The organism is Streptomyces sp. Qhu_M48 (assembly GCF_051305195.1).
Classification (GTDB): Bacteria; Actinomycetota; Actinomycetes; order Streptomycetales; family Streptomycetaceae; genus Streptomyces.
In genome coordinates this window covers 3,303,485-3,322,473 of the sequence record NZ_CP195432.1, presented here as the reverse complement: position 1 = coordinate 3,322,473, position 18,989 = coordinate 3,303,485, and the positions used below count along the sequence as shown (strand labels likewise).

The following is an 18,989-nucleotide window of genomic DNA, read 5'->3' as shown; positions in this document are numbered from 1 at the left end:
TCAGTCGACCGCCGCGTTCCTGGTGGCTTCCTTGACGGCGATCGAGGCGACGCCGTACTTGGTGTAGATCTTGGTGACGGTGCCGTCGTCGATGAGGGCCTGGAGGGCCTTCTGGATCGCGTCGGTGAGTTCGGGCAGCTGCTTGCTCACGGCGATGCCGTTGGGTGAGGCGTTGTAGCCGCCGGGCGCGGCCGGGTCCTCGACCAGGTCGAAGGCCTTGCCTCCGTCCGCGGTCTTGGCGACCCAGCCGGCGGCCGGCTTGGTCAGGACCTGGGCCACGACCTTGCCGGAGCGCAGCGCGAGCTGGGCGTCGGAGTCCTTGGGGAAGGTCTGGATCTCCATGGCCCCCGTGCCGGCCTTCGAGCACGTCGCCTGGTGGCTCTTGAGGAGGTCGAGCTGGTTGGTCGCGGTCTGGACCGCGACCTTCTTGCCGCACAGGTCGTTCAGCTCGGCGATCTTGGCGGGGTTGTCGTTGCCGACGAGGATGCCGGATCCCGACTGCGAGTAGTCGACGAAGTCGACGACCTGCTGACGCTCCTTGTTGTCGGTGATGGCCGACATGGCGACGTCGAACTTGCCGGCCTGGATCGCGGGCACGATGCCGTCGAACTTCTGCGGTGTGAAGGCGAACGTCACGCCGAGCTTTCCGCCGAGGGCCTGACCCAGGTCGTAGTCGAGCCCGGTCAGAGCGGTCTCGCCCTCCTTCACGAACATCTCGAAGGGCGGGTACGGCACGTCGGTGGCGACGCGGACCTTCCCCGCCTTCTTGATGCCGTCCGGCAGCATCGCGTGGAGGGCGGGGTCCTTCTTGATCTGGACGCCGCCGACGGTGACCGTTCCGCCCGCGGCGGGGGCGGGATCGGCGTCTCCGCACGCGGCGAGCGTCGCAAGGGCCGTGGTCGTGACAACGGCAGCCGCAAGGCAGCGGGTAACACGAGCGTTCATCGGGGTCGAACCTCTCGGGGATTTCGGCCGACGGATTCAAGCCGCCGGTCACAGCACGGAAGTTACAGAACAAACAACACGTTGGCTAGATGTACCGCGCGTTACGTTGATGTAACGGCGCCGCCTCCTCGCATGTCGCGACTCTTTACCCAGTTCAGACCGCATTTACGGCGGTCGTGAACCTAAGAAGAGAGAAATCAGGCCGTACATCTTCCGCCAGAGCCGAACTATCTGTAAGTTCCGCTACCAACTCGGAGCCCCGGGGTAGCACGCTGCCGAACCGTCACTTCCGCAGTCGGCACCCCCGCACCGCCACCATCCCCCTGCCCCATGGAGCGCATCATGGCGTCACCCGCCACCCGCAGATCCACCCCGGCGCTGGCCGTCACCCTGCTGACCCTGGCGATGTCCCTCACCACGCAGCAGCCCGCTCACGCGGCCGCCGACCGCGTCCGGCTCGGTTCGGCCGCGGACGTCAGCCGTACCTCGTGGAACGGCCCCGCCTTCACGATGAACGGCGCCGGTGCCGTCGTGCCCGCCTCCATGAACAGGGCCATCGCGGAGATCCGCGGCGGAACCGGAAGCATCGACGTCGTCGTCCTCGGCGGCTCGGCCCCGACCTCGGGCAGCAAGACACCCGAATGCGACACCGTCATGACCCTGACGGGGGTCAACTCCTGCACGACCTGGACGCTCACCGCGGCCGCCGACGGCAACAACAGCCAGGTGAACACCGACGTGCGGAACGCCGAGTTCGTGTACTTCGCCGGCGGCGACCAGTGCCGGTACGCCGCATGGAAGGGAACCGCGCTCGAAGCCTCCGTGGAGTCCGTGGTGGCCAAGGGCGGCGGATCGGGCGGAGGCAGCGCGGGCCATCACATCAACAGCCCCCTGGTGTACGACGCCTGCAACGGCAGCGTCACCACCAGCGAGGCACTGGCCAATCCCTACGACCGTTACATCAGCTTCACCACCGGCATGTTCCAGTGGGCCCACTACGGCGGGGTCATCAACGACTCCCACTTCGTGACCCGCGACCGCATGGGCCGCAGCATGGCGTTCGTGGCCCGGGCGGTGAAGGACGGGCTCACCACGGGGGGCGCCGCCTGGGCCGTCGGGGTCGAGGAGGGCGGCGGCTCGCTGTTCATCGACCGCAACGGCATGGCGACCGAGTACGGCAAGGACGCCTATGTCGTCCTCGCCGACCATCAGCCCGAGCAAGCCGCGGACCGTAAGCCCCTGACGTACTCGAACTTCAAGATCTGGCGCCTCACGCCGGGTTCGACGTTCGACTTCAAGAACCGCCCCACGTGCGGCTACTACCTGCGCAGCGTCACCAACGGGGTCCCCGACGCCAACCTCTACAACGGCACCCCCGTGACGAACTGCGGCGCCGCGTCCGGCGGCAGCCTCACGGAGACCGAACCGAACGACACCCGTGACACCGCGAACGACGCCACCGGCCTCTCCTCCCCCACCGCCCTGAGCGGCACCATGAAGTCGACCAGCGACCGCGACTACTTCAAGGTCACCCTCGGGTCAGGACAGAACGCGTCCGTGCAGTGCGCCGTCCCGGGTGCTTACGACGCCGATCTCTACTGGGTCGACTCCTCCGGCAGCACGCTCGAGCGCTCCGTCAACAACGGCGCCGGCACCGACGAATCCCTCACCTTCACGAGGACCGCCTCCGGGTCGGGCACGTACTACGTGGACATCGAGGCCTACAGCGGCTCCGGCTCCTCCCCCTACACCTGCACCCTGACCAAGAACTGACCGGCTGAGGCCACTCCCGCACAGCGGGCCAGGCATCTCGCACTCCCCGGCTCCGGAGCCCGCCGAGGGCTCCGGAGCCGGGGCCGCGGATCAGAGCTCCGGACGCACCAAGCGGCCATGATCGAGGAGCACGTCGATCTGCTCGTCGCTCAGCAGCCCCGACTCGCGAGCCAGCTCCCTCACGGTCCGGCCTGTGAGGAGGGACCGACGAGCCAGATCGGTCGTCCGCCGGTACCCGAGCACCGGGTTCAGAGCAGTGGCCAGACCGGCCGACCGCTCGACGAGGTCACTCAAGCGTTCCTCGTTCGCCTCGATTCCCAGCACGCAACGCTCAGCGAGAACACGGCAGGCGGAGTCGAGCCGGTTCAGCGAATTCAGCAGCAGGTGCGCGATCAGCGGCTCGAACGCGTTCAGTTGGAGCTGGCCGGCCTGGGCCGCCATGGACACCGCGGCGTCGGCGCCGAAGACGTCGAAGCAGACCTGGTTGACCGCCTCAGGCACCACCGGGTTGACCTTCCCGGGCATGATGCTCGACCCGGCCTGAAGCGCTGGAAGCCGTATCTCACCCAGCCCCGCCGTCGGCCCCGAACTCAGCAGCCGCAGGTCGTTGCAGATCTTGGAGAGCCTGAGCGCGAAGTGGCGCACGGCGCCGGAGAGCTGCAGGAAGGCACCCACCCCCTGCGTGCTCTCCATCAGGTTGCGCGCCTGGTGGACCGGAGTACCCGTCACAGCGGCCAGGTGCGCGACGACGGCCCGCCCGAACCCGGGATCGGCGTTGAGGCCGGTGCCGATCGCGGTGCCCCCCAGGTTCACCTCGCACAGCGCCCCGGTCGCGTGCTGGACATGGGCGGCATCGTCGCGGACGGTGAGAGCGAACGCGTCGAACTCGTGCCCCAAGCTCATCGGCACAGCGTCCTGCAGCTGCGTCCTGCCGAGTTTGCAGGTCTTCGCGAAGGCTCCGCCCCGGTCGGTGAAGGCGTCGGCAAGGACGGTCATCCCGTCCAGGAGTCGGCCTGCGGCCTCCCTCAACGCGATCTTGACCGCGGTGGGGTAGACGTCGTTCGTGCTCTGCCCACGATTGACGTCATCGTTGGGGTGCAGGAATTCGTAGGCGCCGCGGGGGTGACCGAGGAGCTCCAGAGCCCGGTTCGCGATCACCTCGTTGGCGTTCATGTTCGACGACGTCCCCGCGCCGCCCTGGAGTACGTCGACGACGAACTGGTCGCGCAACCCCCCGCCACGGATCTCTCGGCAGGCCGCCACGATGGCCATGGCACGCGGTTCGGGCAGGGTGCCCAGCTCGGCATGGGCCAGGGCGGCCGCCTCCTTGACGCTCGCCAGTGCGGTCACGAGCTCAGGGTGAGCGGACAACAGGACGCCGGTGAGGGGGAAGTTCTCTCGCGCCCGCAGCGTGTGGATGCCGTAGTAGACGTCCTGGGGCACGTCCCGACTGCCGATCAGATCGCTCTCTTCACGTCGGACGTTCATCGGCGCGCACCTCCGTGCGGTTTCGGCATCACGTACAGCGGTCCACAGCGACCACCATCCGAGTATCGTTCATTACATTCACTCAATACAAGCTGTTTCTGAAATGAATGTTACGCCAACTGGGGCAGTCCAACGGCTGGTGCGTCGCCCGGGTATCGCCTCAGGGCAGGGGCTTCCGTACGCTCCACACCGAGCGTGGCCCTCTGGACGCACCGAGCAGGCCCCCGCGCCCCGCACGTAACAGGCGGTACATTTGGCCAAGAAGTGAGCATTGCCTGGTCGCGGCTGGTGGCAGCGGCAGATCGCCGTGACCGGACCACACCGGGGAGGAAAGCCGATGAGCCCTACGCTGGCCGACGAGATGCGCAAACGACTGGGAGATCTGAGTCCGGCCGAACGCAAGGTCGCACGGGTCCTGCTGGCCGGATACCCGGCTGCCGTCTTCGAGACGGTCGCCACCATCGCGGAGCGAGCATCGGTCTCCGCTCCCACGGTGCTGCGCTGCGCTTCCCGCCTGGGCTTCAAGGGCTTCCCGGACCTGCAGGCGGCTCTGCGCTCCGAACTCGACGCGCGCACGGCCTCCCCCATCACCCTGTACGAGCACTCGGGATCACCACGGCGCGGCGGGGCGACCCGGTCCGAGGGGACGTCCGATCCCCGGCTCGGGGCAGCTCTTTCGCTCGTGCAGCAGGCCGTGTCGCAGACGTTCGACGAGGTCGCTCCGCACGAGTTCTACGACGCGGTGAATCTGTTGAGCGATCCCCGCCGCCGCGTACACGTCGCCGGCGGCCGGTTCACCCACCTCCTGGCCCAGTACCTGGGTCTGCACCTCACGCAATTCCGTGACCAGGTGCATTTCCTGCCCGACAGGGATGTGGAACGGACCTCCTTCCTCACACAACTCGCACGCCGTGACGTCACCGTGGTGTTCGACTACAGGCGCTACGAACCCGACAAGACCGTCATTGCCGAACTGGCCCGCGAACGTGGCGGGAAGGTCATCGTCTTCACCGACCCGTGGCTGTCGCCGGCAGCGGCCCACGCGGACGTCGTCCTCACCACCCAGGTGACGTCCGACTCCCCGTACGACAGTCTCACGCCTGCCCTGGCTCTCGTGGAGTCCTTGGTCGCCGCGGTCCTCGACCGGATCGGCGACGAAGGACACGAGAGGATGAAACTCTCCGAAAGTGTCGCGAAGCGCACCGGCCTGATCTGACCCGCGGGGTGCGCTCGTAGCCCCTCGCACCGTGCTGTCGTCGACGGCGGCGTGCGCGTCCATGAAGCGTTCGTGCCACAGGCGCGGTGTTTTGGCGTAACCCCTTGTCTCACGGCCCCGTCGCGTTCCTGAGGAGCCTTCGTCATCGGTTCTCGGCTCACGGCCTCGCCGGATGGGGACGAGTTCGGCGTCCCCGAGATCAGAGGTGAACAGAGCGACAGCCCCACCGCGCGGTGGCCTCCGGGCCGTTCCGATCGGTCCGCGACGTCCTGCCGTGTCTCTTGGCGGCGGAGATTTCGCCTCTGGCGCATCCGCGCGCATGGCGCCGCCCGAACCACCCGTACATCCGTCGCTTCGCGGGAGGCCGCGGTGCTCGTTCTGATCGGAGTGATCGTCGTCGCCGTCCTGACCGACGCGTTCGTCGTCGGGACCAAGGTCCGCGACGAGGGGACCCCGCCGTCCGGAGACGTCACCGGTGTCAGCGGAGAAGGGGTCGGCTCGCGTCGACGGCGCTTCTGCCGGAGGTCGAGCCGACCTTCCGGATCGTGCAGCGTTCGAGGGTTACGCAGCGTCTACGCATCCTGAGGTGGGTCGCATGGCCGATACGACTCCGGGAATCACCACGGGGGCCCTGGCCCGGCGCCTGGGGGTGTCTCCGACCACCGTCCGTTCCTGGGAGCAGCGCTACGGCATCGGGCCGGCGATCCGCGCGGACGGCAAGCACCGGCGCTGGTTCCCCTCCGATGTCGCGATGCTCGAGGAGATGTGTCGTCTCACCGCGTCGGGCATTCCCCCGGCCGAAGCGGCTCGGGCCGCCCGGAGCGACCGCCCGGATTCGGACGGCATGGCCGGGGACCTCCCCGGCCGGACCGCGTCCGACGCCGATCCCTCCCCGGGCCGCAGGCCGGTCGGGGGCGGCGGACTGCCCCTGGGGGATGTGCGACAGGAGTGCCGGGGTCTGGCCCGGGCGGCCGTCCGGTTGGACGCTCCGGCGATGGAGACTCTGCTGGAGCAGGTGATCTCCGACTACGGCCTCGTGACGGCCTGGGAAGAAGTGATGGCTCCCACGCTGCACGCGGTCGGCCGTAAATGGGAGTCCTCGAACGACCGCTATGTCGAAGTCGAGCACCTGCTGTCCTGGCAGGTCTCGACCGCTCTTCGCCGCGCCGCCATCGCCGCCGTCGGCAGGCCGAGAACGCCGGTGCTGCTGGCGTGCGTGCCGTCAGAGCCCCATACCCTTCCGCTCGAAGCACTGGCCGCGGGTCTGTCCGAGCGCGGCCTCGCGACCCTCATGTTCGGCGGCGCCGTCCCCGCGGAGGCGCTGGACGCGGCGGTGCGCAGGTGCGGTCCGGCCGCGGTCGTGCTGTGGTCTCAAGCCCGTGCGACGGCGAGCCACGCGCTGGCACGCCATGTGGCGGGCATGACGTTCGGTCTGCGCGGCGCCCGCACTACGCCTCTGGTGCTGCTGGCGGGTCCCGGCTGGGCGGGGCGGACACCCGACTCCGGCCTGCAGCGGCCTCGGGGGCTGCGGGAGGCTCTCGACGCCATTTCCCGCGTCTACGGCGAGCCCGTGCCGGGATCGGAACACTGATCCGTCGCCGCCAAGCCGAAGCCCCTCGCCACAGGCCGCTCGCCCGCGCCCCCGTCGGGCAGGGCAGGGGCGGTCCCGCTCTGCCCTCGGCCCCAGGCACACCGATCACGCGCAGGGGGCATTCCCTTTCGATGCACCATCAATGCGTCTTGCCGCGGTGCGTCGATTCGACGGACGGTGTGAGGGACGGTGCATTCCCGTGCCATAGGAGCAAGCCATGGTCTCCGCCCCCTCCTCGTCGTCTGTTCGAGGCCGCCGACCGGCGCCGCTCGCGGCCCCCACCCGGGCGGTGCGGGCGGCCGGCCGTTCCACCGTGCTCGACGCCTCGGAAGCAGAGCTGGCGACGCGGTTCGCGAGCGGTGATCCGTCCGCGTTGGCCGCGCTGTACGAGCAGCACGCCCCTCTGGTGCACTCGCTCGCCCGTCGTGCGCTGGGCAACACTCAGGACGCGGAGGACGTCACGCAGCAGGTGTTCATCGCCGCCTGGCGCGGCCGCGCCGGATACCGACCGGAGCGGGGTGCTCTCGGCGGCTGGATCGTCGGCGTCGCACGACACGTCATCCTGGACGCGCGTACGGCACGGACACGGCGAACCGACCTCCAGCGGGTACTGACGGATCAGCACGCGCAGGTGGTCCGCACCTACAGCCGGGACGAGTCCGAACAGGCGCTGAACCGCGTTCTCGTGCTGCAGAAGCTCGGTCTCCTCTCTCCCGTCCAACGGCGTCTGGTGGGAATGTCGATCTACGGTGACATGACCCAGACGCAGATCTCGGAGGAGACCGGACTTCCTCTCGGCACGGTCAAGAGTCACATCCGGCGGGCTCTGCACGCCCTTCGCCGTGCCATGGAACCCCCGGTCTGAGACGCTCACGCCAGAGCGGCGTCAGGACCGCCCGTCTCCAGGATCGGTTGTCGTGGGACAACCGATCCTGCCGATCAGTCCCCGTGACCGGTGCCACCGCTGCCGAAACCACCGCTGGAGATGCCGCGCCACTTGCGCTTCTCCTCGCTCGGCGTCTCCGTGTCGGCCTCGCCGGAGCTGTTCAGGTTGTACGGCATGAGGCGGTGCTCGCCGTCCGTCCGCGGCACCTCGGAGGGCTTGCGGTACTCAGAGACCTCACCGGGCAGTTGGCCGGTGTCGGGGCGGTGCGGCTGGGACTCCGGGTCCGGGGGAGGAAGCTCCCTGTTCATGACCCGGATGCCCAGCACGAATGCTCCGATGAGCAGGGCTACCACGATCAGCCCGCCCAGCACCTGAGCGAGACCCGACTGCCAGACACCCGCCGCGAGCACCGGCGTCCCGAGAAGATCTGTGTGCATGGTTGCGCTCCGTTCGTCGGCCCCCTCCGTCACGAGACGACGAGACCCTGCGACCTCGCATACGCCGTCGTCATCAGCGGTTTCGGACTTGGGTACGGCGACGGATGCACACGTTCGTGAAGGATCCGCCATCCCTCTTCGCCGTGCCGCGAGCCGGTGAACGGCAGTGCGGGGCCGTACGGGTCAGGGTCGATGCATCCATGAACGCGAAGAATGCGAAGTATGAGGCGAAGCAGGTGAGTGTCAGCGGCATCAGCGCTGAGTACCTGCCGTCGGATTGCTGACTTCATCTCACAGCGGACGGTCCTGACCATCCTGAGGAGCGGTCACCGTGGCGCTGTCGGCTCAACGGAAGCGAGAGAGACGATGATTGTCAAGAAGCTGCACGACGCGGGAGTGAGCAGTGAGCACGCCTACCTCGCGGCATTCGGCTCGATCGGGCTGTCACTTGCTTCGTGGCTCACGTCGCGGCGAAGCGAGAACCTGGAAAGGGCCGACCGGTGGGGCATCTTCGTCGGTGAGTGGGCGCCCACGTTCTTCGCCCTGGGACTGGCGCTGGCGAACTACGAACGAGAAGAAGTGCCGGAAGGCCTCGTCGGCGTCAGCTGACCCTCCGACCGTCCCGAACGGTTCGCCCCTGGCAGGCCTGCCAGGGGCGAACACCTTGTTCCTGAGCGGCGGCACCGACGCCGGTGCGGGCCCTCTCGCCTGCTCGGACGGCGGCGGCCTCATCTTCAAGCGGCCCCCCGCGCTCGCCGATGGGGCTCCGGAGCATCACCGAGGTCAAGGAGCCGCTCAGGGTAGTCAAAGGACGCTCGGGCAGACCTGGCGACCCTCCAGGGTTCGTGGACGGCCGGTCCGCCGAGACCTGAGAGCGGTCGAGGTCCGCGAGGAAGGTGAGACGGTCGAGTGCAGCGAAGCCGGCACGGTCGACGGCGGGGTCGCGGACGAACAGCGGGACCACCTCGTGCGCACCCTCGAGCGCCGCCCGCGACGGCGGATGGTCGTGGACCCGGAGGTCGGAGGTGAACAGGACGACGGAGACGGTCATGGCACCTTCCAGAAACCGGCCGCCGTCCCCGTCGGCAGGGGCGGCGGCCCAGGGACGCGGTGGTACATACGCTTCCGAGAGCGCGCCCGGTAAATGCACCACGCGCGGGCGCCGAAGCGCCCGGGACGGGTCAGGCGGGCACCCACCCGCCCGGCTCCGATGACGGAGTGCGTTCCGCTCCTCGGCCTCGCGGCGCCACGTCCGCGTAGTGGACCGCGAGAGCCTGAGCCATGGCGGCCGCCGAGTACCTGGTGCGAACGAGATGCCGTGCTCGCCGGGCCATGGCCTCCGCGGCCTCGTCGTCCAGGCCCACCAAGCGCCGCAGTCCGTGGCCCAACGCCTGCGATGTCGAGGTGTCCAGGAGCAGGCCGTTGATCCCGTCGTCCAGATAGTGCGGTACGCCGCCGCGCTCGGGCCCGGCCACGACCATCCCCGCTTCCATGGCTTCGAGGACCGCGAGGCCGAACTCCTCCTTCGTACTCGGACACACGTAGCGTGCCCGGAACCGGTGAGCGGGGTCGGTCAGCGCGCGTTCGAGCGACCGTACGTCGGCGTTGGAGAGCGCGGGGAGAAGGAGCAGGCGTTCCCGGGCTTCCGGCTCGCCGAGGGTCGCCGCGTGGATCCGTTCGCGTATCAGGGATTCCTGGCGGTCCGGCGCACGTGTGCTTCCGCCGACGAGCACCAGAACCGATTCGCGGTGGCATCCTGACTCGATCCACGCACGGACCAGGACGTCCTGCTGCTTCACCGGGTGCAGACGGCCGACGCTCAACAGCACCGTTCGCCTGGACTCCTCGGCGGGTCCGGCCAGGCCACCGATCCTGTCGATGAGGAGTCCGCATCGCTTCGCCGCGCCGGGCGGCGGCTCGTAAGGCGCCACGCCTTCCGGCGGGGCGCTCAGTTGCCGTGTCCTGTATCCACGGGCGAGCTGTGGGAAGTGGTGGAGCAGTTCCGCCGTTCCGCCGCGACCGGCGATTCCCACCACACGATCGGCTCGGTCGACCAAACGGTCGGCGAGGAACACCCGGTGCAGGTCCAGGCGCACGTGGTCGGGATCCGCGTCCGGGTGGTCGAGTCGCTCGCTCATCTGGCGATGTGGATCGGGGGTCGCGGTGAAGACCAGCCCGGCACCGACTCTTCGGGCTGCCTCGGCCAGCGCGAGCGAACCGTCGTCGGCGTATCGCACATGGAGGACGTCGAGCGGCCGTCCGAGCGCGGACAGCAGCGTGGTGGCCCACCAGGCGAGGGCTTCACGATGCTCCCCCATGTCCTGCGGGCCGGCCGGACGATCGCTGTCCACGGGAAGCCGCAGGATCCAGTGACCGGGGCTCCGCCGGCGAAAGAGCACACGATCGTCTTCGAGGTCGGGGCGACAGGCGGTGACCACGGTGAGAACGCCCGCGATGCCGTCGGTCGAGGCGAGCGCCGCCCCGACGGAGTCGAGGAGCACGCTGAGGCCGCCGCTCAGGCCCTCACCCGGCCGGTCGAACCGCCCCATCAGCATGGACTGTGCGACGAGGAGCCCCGATGAGGGCGGAGAACACCCGGCTCCTCTGGGCGGCTTGTGCCGCAGGGTCTCCAACAGGAGGCGCTCGTAGGTGTCCGCGGACTCCACCGCCCTGAGCCCGTTCTCCCCTCGGAGCCCGTACCGGGCGAGCAACAGCCACGCCGCGTGCCGCACGCGGCGAGAGCCTCCGTGGGCAAGCCGAAGGACGCTGTCCCCGGGGAGGGGCCGGAGGCCGACCGCGGCCGCGAGGTGGAGCAGCATGGCCGTCGTCGCGGGGTCCTGAGCTACCCGGAAACCGGAGTGCAGCGATCTTGTGGCCCGGGGCCTTCCGTGGAGCCGTACGACCTCGGGCCACGCCTCGAAGACCGCTCCGCGTGCTCCGTCTCCCTCGGCGACGAGCCGCACGCACTCCTCCGGGCCGGGCATCCGTCCCGCCCTCACCCGGTTCCGCAGGCGGGCGACCGCGACGTCCCGAGCGGTGACCAGGGCGTGCTGCCGGTGGTGCGCCGCACCGCTGTCGGCTCCGTACTCCGCTTCCACCAGCCGGGAAAGGAGACTGCGGGAGGAAGAGGGCGAGCCCGCCGGGTCGGAGGACGCCGTCGCACCCTCGGACCGGGTCCAGAAGGCGCGCCGTGCCGCCGTGAAAGCGTCACGCTTCCCGTCCGCGGCGGTGAAACCGTAGGGACCCGGCGCCGCCAGGTCCGGAACAGAGTTTTCCATGGGGACTCCTGGTGGGATACATCCGACCAGCATGCTTTCGTCGTCTCCTCACGACGTGGATGCACCCTGGGCGAAGCGTCTCCGTCCCGGAGCCCCGAGTGGGGGCCCGTCCGTGGCGTCGTGGGACACGGCCGGTGGTCGCTCGTGAACGGCGCGCACAGCGCCTGCGGAGGGCCTCGGCCAGAGACTCGATCGAAGGGCGACGAACGCGCATCCGCTTCGACGTTCCGGGGCGAAGGACAGGACGGAGTGTCCCTGCCGAAGGAGGTCGGATGCCGCGCGTCGTGGTGATCAGTCCACCCTTCCAGTCGCATGCCCAACCCCTGTCGGTGCTGGCGGGCGCTCTCGCCCGGGCGGGCTCCGACGTCACCTTCGCGTGCGCACCCCCCTTCGCTCAGCTGGCCGAAGAGGCCGGCGCGCGCTTCGTTCCGCTGACCGTGTCACGCAACGCGAACACCGGTGTCGCCCGGAGCACGAGACAGGGCGTACGGGAGTCGGAACGGCTCGAGGAGTTCCTCAGCTCCACACGCGAGGGGGCGATCGCCGCGCTGCTCACGCAGTCCCGTCACCGCGGCGAGGACATGCTCGCCGGCCCTGAGAAGGTCCTCGCCGAGGTTCGGGACCTCCAGGAGCGGCTGGCTCCCGACTGGTTCGTGGTCGACCAGCTGAGCTACTCGGTGACGCTCGCGCTTCACTGCCTCGGACTCCCTTTCGCCACGTTCTGTCCAGGGCATCCGACGTACCTGCCGCACGGCCCGGAGGCCCTGTTCGGTGTCCCCTACGCCTGGCCCCGGGCCGTCCGTCCTGCGGCCTGGGAGCTCGCCGAACTGAGGCAGGCCGCCTTGGGCAACGATCGCGCGTTCACCGAGCGCTTCGCCGCGGTCGCACGCCGGTACGCGCCGCGGGCCCCGGCGCCCGGCCGAGCGTTCGCCCTCGCCTCCCGGCACGCGGTCGTCTTCAACTACCCGCGGTTCGCCTGGTTGCCGAGACACCAGCCGTCCGGCGTGCGCTTCCTGCACGGAGGCCATTGCGTGTCCCCGGAGGAGAAGGGACCCGGCGAGGAGTGGGAGGGAGTGGTCAGGCGGCTCAGGTCCGGTGCCAGGCGCCTGGTGCTGATCGCACTCGGCACCTTCCTGTCCGCGCGCGACGACGTACTGGCGCTGCTGATCCGGGGCATCCTCTCGCACTGTCCGGACGTGGCGGTCGTGGTCGCCGCGGGCGAAGGTGCGCCCACATTGGCGGGACTCGCCGGACCCAGGGTGCACGTCGCACGTGTCGTCCCTCAACGATGGCTGCTGAGCCGGGTCGACGCCATGGTGCACCACGGAGGCAACAACTCGTTCACCGAGTGCGTGGCATCCGGGACTCCGGCGCTGATCCTGCCCTTCTCCAGCGACCAGTTCTCCATCGCTCACGACGCCGAGCGCGCACGGCTGGCCACGTGCCTGAACCCGGCGACGTTGACCGAGGACGACGCGGGTGCCGCTGTACGCGATCTCCTCGACCACGTCCCCGAGGGGCTTCCGCGCTGGTCGGAAGCGCTCCGCCGGCGCGGGCCCCAATGGACCGCCCGCCGCCTGCTCGACGCCATGGACCGGCGGTGCGCTTCGTCCGCGTCACAGTGACAGTGTGTCGGGGGCGCCCACGTCTTGGCACGCCCGAAATGCCCAGGTCATCGGTGTGCCGACAGGCCCGGGCAGAGCAGGCCCCGTTCGCGGTCAGCACGTGCTGACGGACGCCGATCGCGAACGCTCGCCGGCCCCTGTGGAACCCTCTTCGCCGTCCCGGTCCTCTGTAAGGATGACGGGCCCGGACGGCGGGCCGGTGAGGGAGTGAAACGGATGCGCCACGGCAGGGACGAGGCATTCACGGCGTTCATGGCCGCGCGCTACCCCTCGATACTGCGGACAGCCAGGCTACTGACCGGCGGCGGACCTCAGGCCGAGGATCTGGCCCAGGAGGCGTTGCTGCGCAGTTACCGCGCTTGGCACCGGATCGGGCGGCTGGAAGCCGCGGAGGCGTACACGCGCACCACGATGGTCCGGTTGCTGGTCAAGGACCGCCGACGAAGGTGGCACGCCGAGATCCCGGCCGAGCAGGTGCCGGAGGTCGCCCTGGCGGGCCACGAGGATCAGACAGCGACCGGCGTGGCCGTACGCAAGGTGTTACAGCTCCTCCCGCCGGCTCAACGCGCGGTGCTCGTACTGCGCTACTACCACCAGCTCAGCGAGGAAGAGATCGCCGGTGTGCTGGGCTGCTCACGCGGAACCGTGAAGAGCCGCGCGGCCCGTGCGCTGACCGCCCTGCGTGAAGAGGGCGTCCTGGCCGCCGTCTCGTTCGACTGTGACAGGAGCTAGACCGTGACTGACCAACGGCATGACGGAGACGAGCAGGTGCGGCGGCTGCTCGCCGCCGCCGCGGAGCCGCCGGAGGGCCCGGCCGTACCCGGCGCCGACTTCACCGCCCGGGCGCGCCGTGGGCTGGCGCGCCGGCGGCTGGGCGCCGCCGTGGGTGCCGCCGTCGTGGTCCTCGCGACCGCCGTGGGCGCCCCCGCCCTGCTCAAGGGCGGCAGCGGCACAGGGCGGGGGGAACCGTACGCGGCGGCCTCGGCGCAATGCCTGCGGAACACGGCCCGCAACCTCGGAGACGGCAGGCAAGCGGGCTTCCAGGTCGTCTACGGGGAGCTACGGGCGGGCGTCATCCCCATGGACGACGGCATCACCGAGGGCTCGGCCTTCCGCTTCGACATCGACGGCACCCTTGCGGGCAGCGACAGCGCCCCCTCCTCCGGCCCCGCCCTTGTCTGGTACCCGGTATCCCAGACGCAGCTCCCTCAGCCCGGCCGATATGTGCTGCTGCTCGCGCAGGCGGAGCGTCCCGCGACGAACGGCCGGGCTCTCTTCGAGTTCAGGCCTGACGATGTGCTGCCCCTCGGTACCGAGGGCCTTGTGCGGCTGCCTTGCGCGGGAGACGAGCCGGGCAGCGTGGACCTGGAACGCCTGCGGGCCGCGGTGGCCGACCGTTTTCCCCTGCGATGAACGACCGTCCATGGCGCTCAGAGCCGAGGCTCGGCGGGGTATGTCAGCCGATGGGGCCGACGTGGATGACCACGACGGTGAGGGTGGTCTCGGTGCTCTCGTACGGGACTCGGCAGGGTCCGACGCGGATTCCGTGCGGGTCCGCGGAGCCTCGACGGCCTGGCGCCTCCGTTCGCGGACTCCCTCCGGTGGTGTCGGCGCCTCATCCTCCGGTCCTGCTCGAGGTCGGGGAAGAGCCGTTCAGCAGAACCAGCCGTTCTGGACCCAGCCCCGGCGGTTGATGTTCCCGTAGGCGAAGCCGTAGACCCAGTCACCGCCGCCTTGTTCGACGAGGAAGGTCTGTCCTCGGTAGAGCGTGCCCATCCATGCTCCGTGCGGGGCCGTGACCCGGACGAAGAGGTCCTGGGCGCAGACGGTCTCCCGCTGGCCGACCGTGCCGTTGGCTGAGGTGGCGGGGGTGATGGTCATGGCGGTTGCCGCGGCGAGAGCCAGGGCCAGGGTGGCGAACCTGCTGGCGCGGGTCATGTACGGGTCCTCTCCGTCGTCTTGTCGTTGGGCCTCGCTCACCAGGAACCGAAGCCTCCCAGGCACTCGTGCCTGACGAAGCCCCAGTCGTTGGGGCCGAAGTCGAAGGTGGCCGCCCAGCCGTTGTAGACCGGGTGAGCGCCGCGGGTGTGCCCGACCTTGTCACCGCGGAACAGGGTCCGCTTCAGACCGACCGGCCCTGACGCGCTGTCGTAGTTCGCGTAGAAGCTGGCACTGTCGCAGACGATGACGGCATGTTCCGGCACGGTTGGCCCCGCCTGCGCGACACCGGCGGTGCCCAGGGTGAGAACGGCCATCACGGAGAGGACGACACCCGCCTTGCGAGTCGAGTTCATGACAAGAAGGGTGGCGGAAGGTCTCCGCACCGTCCAGAGGGCGGCCCCGTGAGCGGACCCCCTGCCCGCGGCGTCGACGTCCGCTCCCTCTTACGAGGGCCACCTCTTCAAGGTCGACGGCCGAGAGCGCAGCGACGACGCCCCCGGCGAGGAGCTGAGCGTTGCAGCAGTTCCCCGGCACGGAGGTTCGAGGGCCGGGAGATCCGGGCAGATACCGTTCGGGTAGCGCCCCCTCCGCCGGGCCCAACTCCGTTGTAGGAAAAGGCGTTTGGGGGGCGCAACGGGGGACGGGGGGGGTCCATGGAAGCGATCACGGCCGAGCTCCTCACGGCGCTGGCCAGTGGCACGGCGGGCGCGGCGGGGCAGCAGGCATGGATGTCGCTGCGCGACCTCGTGCGGCGCCGCACCGAACAAGACGGGGTGCCCGGCGCACCCGAGGATGTCCCGTCAGGGGAGGAAGAACTCGTGGCCCTGGACGAGCAGGCCGAGAACACGGAGCGGGCGCGAGCGCTCGCCCGCGTGCTGGCGCTGCGGGCCACGTACGACGACGCGTTTCGCCACGATCTCACAGCCTGGCGGAGCACCGCGGAAGACGCCGCGGCGCGAACCGGTGCCGGTGATGTCGACAACCGCATCACGGGCGGCAGGCAGGGCACCGTCATCATGGGGCGGGATTTCCACGGCCCCATCACCTTCGACCAGCCATGACGCGGCACCACTCCTGCCGTGATGGAGCGTCCTGACGTGGCGTCACCGGTCCGCCTCCATGAGTCCGTACGACCGGAGGCGCGCCGCACCCGATATCGGAGCGGCAGGAGCGCGGAGTCGGACGAGACGGGGATGTACAAGATGAAGCTTTCCTGTAGGCCGCGGACAGAGACCGGCTGAGCGGCCATGTCGGAGCAGGCACAGGGCGACGTGCACAACGTGTTCTCAGGCAATGCGACGTACGTGATTCAGGGCCGGGACTTCAGCGCCGTTCACCTGCATCTGCCGTTGCCCCAGACGTCGCGGGACCGCGCCGCCGCCGAATTGGCGCGCGTGGTGCTCGCTCAGTGGCGGGACGAGGCGGGGGCCCTCGGCCTCGCCGGAAGCGCCAGGCTGGCGGTGGGTTGGCGAGCCGACTGGTCGGTCGCCGATCACCGTGAGCACATCGGGGCGGACGTGGCGGGCAGCACCGCGGGCCTCGCCGAACTCGCCGCCGCCTTCCAGGCTCTGCCCGCCCAGCGTCTGGTGATCATCGGCGGTCCCGGCACGGGCAAGACGTCCCTGGCGATCCTGCTCGCGCTGCAGTTGCTGAGCCTGCAGGATGTGACGAGGCCCGTCCCCGTACCGCTCCTGGTGTCCTCCTGGGACGCGCGCAAGGAACACTTCGACGTGTGGCTCGCGCGCCGCATCCACGAGGAGTACGTCGGCCTGAGCAGGGATCTCGACCGAGCCCGGATCCGCGAACTGGTGCGCGACCGGCGGGTACTTCCGGTTCTCGACGGCCTGGACGAACTGCCGCGTCCACTTCGGTCAGCGGCGCTGGCCGGGCTCAACAAGACGGGCGCCGACAGCGCGCCGCTCATTCTCACCTCCCGCACGACGGAGTACGCCGAACTCGTCGAAGAGGAGACCGTGCTCCAGGCGGCGGCGGTGATCAAGGCACAGCCGGTGGAAGGGGCCGCGGCGGCCGTGTACCTGCGCGGCTCGTCGCATCCCCAGCGCACCCAGCGCTGGCAGGGGCTCCTGGACCACATCACCCACCATCCCCAAGCCGTGTCGGCCAGGGCCCTCTCATCCCCACTCATGCTGTGGCTGGCCCGCACGGTGTACGCCCGCGCGGACGCCGATCCCGGCGAGCTCGCCGACGAATCCCGCTTTCCCGACGTCGTGGCCATCGAACGGCACCTGCTCGACTCCATCGTTCCGGCGGCCTTCCCCTCCGGACCGGCCTCGCCCCACCAGCCCCATCCCGTACGCGAGTGGGAGCACGCGCAGGCGCAGCGTGCCCTTGGCTTCCTGGCCGCCCATCTCACCGCGGCAAAGACCAAGGAGCTCGCTTGGTGGGAGCTGCACCGAGCGAAGGCGCCGACGTTCCTCAAGGCGCCGGCCCTGCTCGTCGGCTACGTCATGCTGACGGTGGGTTCTTCGTGGTTCCAGGACCGGATCACCAGAGGCGACGCGTTTCAAGCCTTCCAGATCGCCGCGGGAGCCTGGGCCGCCACGATGTTCGGGGTGACGGGAGGCCTGTTCCTGCTGCTCTCGCAGTTGTGGAAGGGGTCTCTGCCCCGTCGGCTCGCGATGTTCGGCAGGCACCGCTCGCGTATCCCAGGTCTGTTCTGGCTTCTTGTGTTCCTGGCACCGATCATCCTGCTCCTGGCACAGGACGAGCCGTTCATGGCGCTGGGCTTCATCGTTCCGCCGCTGTTCATGATGGTCGTCGGCGCGCCCGCCGACACCGCACAGACCGTCGGACCGCGGGCCCTGCTGAGCGGCGAGCGCGCCAGCACCGTGCTCATGGTGCTCGGTGTCGCCCCGGTGATCGGAGCCATCGGCACCCTCAGCCTCGTCCACGTCCCCGACCGCACCGTGCTCTTGGGTAGTTGGATCTCCGGAACCGCGGGGGCAGCCGCGGTGATCGTGGCGCTCAGCCCCTGGACGCAGTGGCTGCTCGCGAAGGTGACTCTCGCCGCTCTGGGAACGTTGCCATGGTCGACCATGGCGTTCCTCGAGGACGCGCGCCGGGTGGGCCTGCTGCGACAGGTCGGCGGCGTCTACCAGTTCCGCCACGCCCAGATCCAGGCGGGCTTCGCGGCCCATCAGCGCGGCGGCGCCCCGACGTGTCGGCGGCGCGCCCGCACCCGCGTGCCCTGGCCGGTCCGTCCGCTGCCCGCGGCGAGCAGCACCCCACAGTCCGCACGCATCCCCGCCTACATCGGGCCGCGGCTCACCAGAGGGCAGCCGGCCATGTACGTGGGGCTGTGGACGATGGCGCTGGTGTGGGTCGGCTTCATCACCTTCGAGGGCGGCTGGCAGGATCCCGAGGCCTGGCAGACCGTCGGCCTCTTCGTGGCGCTTCCCCTCGCCATCGACCTGCTGCTCCCGCCCCTCACGTGGCGGCGCGCCGAGTTGCGCCTGGACGAGAACGGGATCGAGTTCGCAATGAGAAAACGGACGTTCCGCTTCGATTGGCGGGAGGTCGCGGATGTCGCGCCGCGCCTGTTCGAACCGCCGCTCGGCGAGAATGACGACGGCACCGTCATGCTTCACCTGCGGCTCACTGCCGAGGCCACTCCCGGGCCGGCGATCCGTGTCAACAGCACGGGCTGGATCGCCCTCTGGCCGCTCGACTGCCCCACCGGAGACCCGGACGACGCGACGATCCGACCCGAATTGGATGACGCGCTCGTACGCTTCGCCGGCGCACGATGGCCGCGGCCTCCGGCGGGGATATGACGGGCCGACACCCGC

Annotated in this window: 16 protein-coding genes and 1 pseudogene; 10 read left to right on the top strand and 7 right to left on the bottom strand. The window is 69.8% G+C overall.

Translation table 11 applies throughout. The annotated features are described in order from the left end of the window. Positions 1-945: an ABC transporter substrate-binding protein gene (locus tag ACRRSS_RS15200; protein ID WP_435971743.1), complete on the bottom strand. Its 945-nt coding sequence runs from the start codon at positions 943-945 to the stop codon at positions 1-3. Between the two features lie 342 nt (positions 946-1,287). On the opposite strand from ACRRSS_RS15200, the gene ACRRSS_RS15195 reads away from it, so the two are divergent. Then, a complete protein-coding gene (locus ACRRSS_RS15195) occupies positions 1,288-2,718 on the top strand; it encodes a pre-peptidase C-terminal domain-containing protein (protein WP_435971742.1) in 1,431 nt (476 codons plus the stop codon). Positions 2,719-2,808: 90 nt separating this feature from the next. Here ACRRSS_RS15195 and ACRRSS_RS15190 read toward each other — a convergent pair whose 3' ends face one another. Beyond that, a complete protein-coding gene (locus ACRRSS_RS15190; RefSeq protein WP_435971741.1) occupies positions 2,809-4,206 on the bottom strand; it encodes an aspartate ammonia-lyase in 1,398 nt (465 codons plus the stop codon). Positions 4,207-4,543: 337 nt separating this feature from the next. On the opposite strand from ACRRSS_RS15190, the gene ACRRSS_RS15185 reads away from it, so the two are divergent. The 3 genes from ACRRSS_RS15185 (at position 4,544) to ACRRSS_RS15175 (ending at position 7,878) form a co-directional block, all read left to right on the top strand. Further along, complete coding sequence (locus ACRRSS_RS15185; RefSeq protein ID WP_435971740.1) at positions 4,544-5,422, top strand: MurR/RpiR family transcriptional regulator; 879 nt, start codon at positions 4,544-4,546, stop codon at positions 5,420-5,422. A 595-nt stretch (positions 5,423-6,017) separates the two neighbouring features. Further along, positions 6,018-7,013: a MerR family transcriptional regulator gene (locus tag ACRRSS_RS15180; RefSeq protein ID WP_435975339.1), complete on the top strand. Its 996-nt coding sequence runs from the start codon at positions 6,018-6,020 to the stop codon at positions 7,011-7,013. A gap of 217 nt (positions 7,014-7,230) precedes the next feature. Then, entirely contained in the window at positions 7,231-7,878 is a 648-nt protein-coding gene (locus tag ACRRSS_RS15175; RefSeq protein WP_435971739.1) for an RNA polymerase sigma factor, read from the top strand. Positions 7,879-7,952: 74 nt separating this feature from the next. Here ACRRSS_RS15175 and ACRRSS_RS15170 read toward each other — a convergent pair whose 3' ends face one another. Further along, entirely contained in the window at positions 7,953-8,336 is a 384-nt protein-coding gene (locus tag ACRRSS_RS15170) for a DUF6479 family protein (protein ID WP_435971738.1), read from the bottom strand. A gap of 366 nt (positions 8,337-8,702) precedes the next feature. On the opposite strand from ACRRSS_RS15170, the gene ACRRSS_RS15165 reads away from it, so the two are divergent. Further along, the gene (locus ACRRSS_RS15165) at positions 8,703-8,945 is read left to right on the top strand and encodes a hypothetical protein (RefSeq protein ID WP_435971737.1); all 243 of its coding nucleotides are present in this window, start codon (positions 8,703-8,705) and stop codon (positions 8,943-8,945) included. Between the two features lie 274 nt (positions 8,946-9,219). On the opposite strand, the pseudogene ACRRSS_RS15160 reads toward ACRRSS_RS15165, so the two are convergent. Then, positions 9,220-9,387, bottom strand: a pseudogene (locus tag ACRRSS_RS15160) (deoxyribodipyrimidine photo-lyase); the annotation flags it as partial. A 130-nt stretch (positions 9,388-9,517) separates the two neighbouring features. Beyond that, positions 9,518-11,614 (bottom strand): glycosyltransferase, encoded by a 2,097-nt coding sequence (locus ACRRSS_RS15155; protein ID WP_435971736.1) that lies wholly within the window; start codon positions 11,612-11,614, stop codon positions 9,518-9,520. 272 nt (positions 11,615-11,886) lie between these two features. Here ACRRSS_RS15155 and ACRRSS_RS15150 point away from each other — a divergent pair, with 272 nt between their 5' ends. The 3 genes from ACRRSS_RS15150 (at position 11,887) to ACRRSS_RS15140 (ending at position 14,652) form a co-directional block, all read left to right on the top strand. Continuing rightward, the gene (locus ACRRSS_RS15150; RefSeq protein ID WP_435971735.1) at positions 11,887-13,239 is read left to right on the top strand and encodes a glycosyltransferase; all 1,353 of its coding nucleotides are present in this window, start codon (positions 11,887-11,889) and stop codon (positions 13,237-13,239) included. A gap of 216 nt (positions 13,240-13,455) precedes the next feature. Continuing rightward, a complete protein-coding gene (locus tag ACRRSS_RS15145; RefSeq protein WP_435971734.1) occupies positions 13,456-13,971 on the top strand; it encodes a SigE family RNA polymerase sigma factor in 516 nt (171 codons plus the stop codon). A gap of 3 nt (positions 13,972-13,974) precedes the next feature. After that, on the top strand, positions 13,975-14,652 hold the full coding sequence (locus tag ACRRSS_RS15140; protein WP_435971733.1) for a hypothetical protein: 678 nt from the start codon (positions 13,975-13,977) through the stop codon (positions 14,650-14,652). 240 nt (positions 14,653-14,892) lie between these two features. Here the strand turns inward: ACRRSS_RS15140 and ACRRSS_RS15135 are convergent, their stop codons facing one another. Next, positions 14,893-15,177, bottom strand: a complete 285-nt coding sequence (locus ACRRSS_RS15135) for a hypothetical protein (protein ID WP_435971732.1) — start codon at positions 15,175-15,177, stop codon at positions 14,893-14,895. A 38-nt stretch (positions 15,178-15,215) separates the two neighbouring features. Next, positions 15,216-15,533, bottom strand: coding sequence for a hypothetical protein (locus ACRRSS_RS15130; RefSeq protein ID WP_435971731.1), 318 nt, complete (start codon positions 15,531-15,533; stop codon positions 15,216-15,218). A 300-nt stretch (positions 15,534-15,833) separates the two neighbouring features. Here ACRRSS_RS15130 and ACRRSS_RS15125 point away from each other — a divergent pair, with 300 nt between their 5' ends. Together ACRRSS_RS15125 and ACRRSS_RS15120 are read left to right on the top strand one after the other, a co-directional pair. Further along, on the top strand, positions 15,834-16,241 hold the full coding sequence (locus tag ACRRSS_RS15125; protein WP_435971730.1) for a hypothetical protein: 408 nt from the start codon (positions 15,834-15,836) through the stop codon (positions 16,239-16,241). Positions 16,242-16,427: 186 nt separating this feature from the next. Then, positions 16,428-18,974, top strand: a complete 2,547-nt coding sequence (locus tag ACRRSS_RS15120; protein ID WP_435971729.1) for an NACHT domain-containing protein — start codon at positions 16,428-16,430, stop codon at positions 18,972-18,974. Positions 18,975-18,989: the final 15 nt, after the last annotated feature.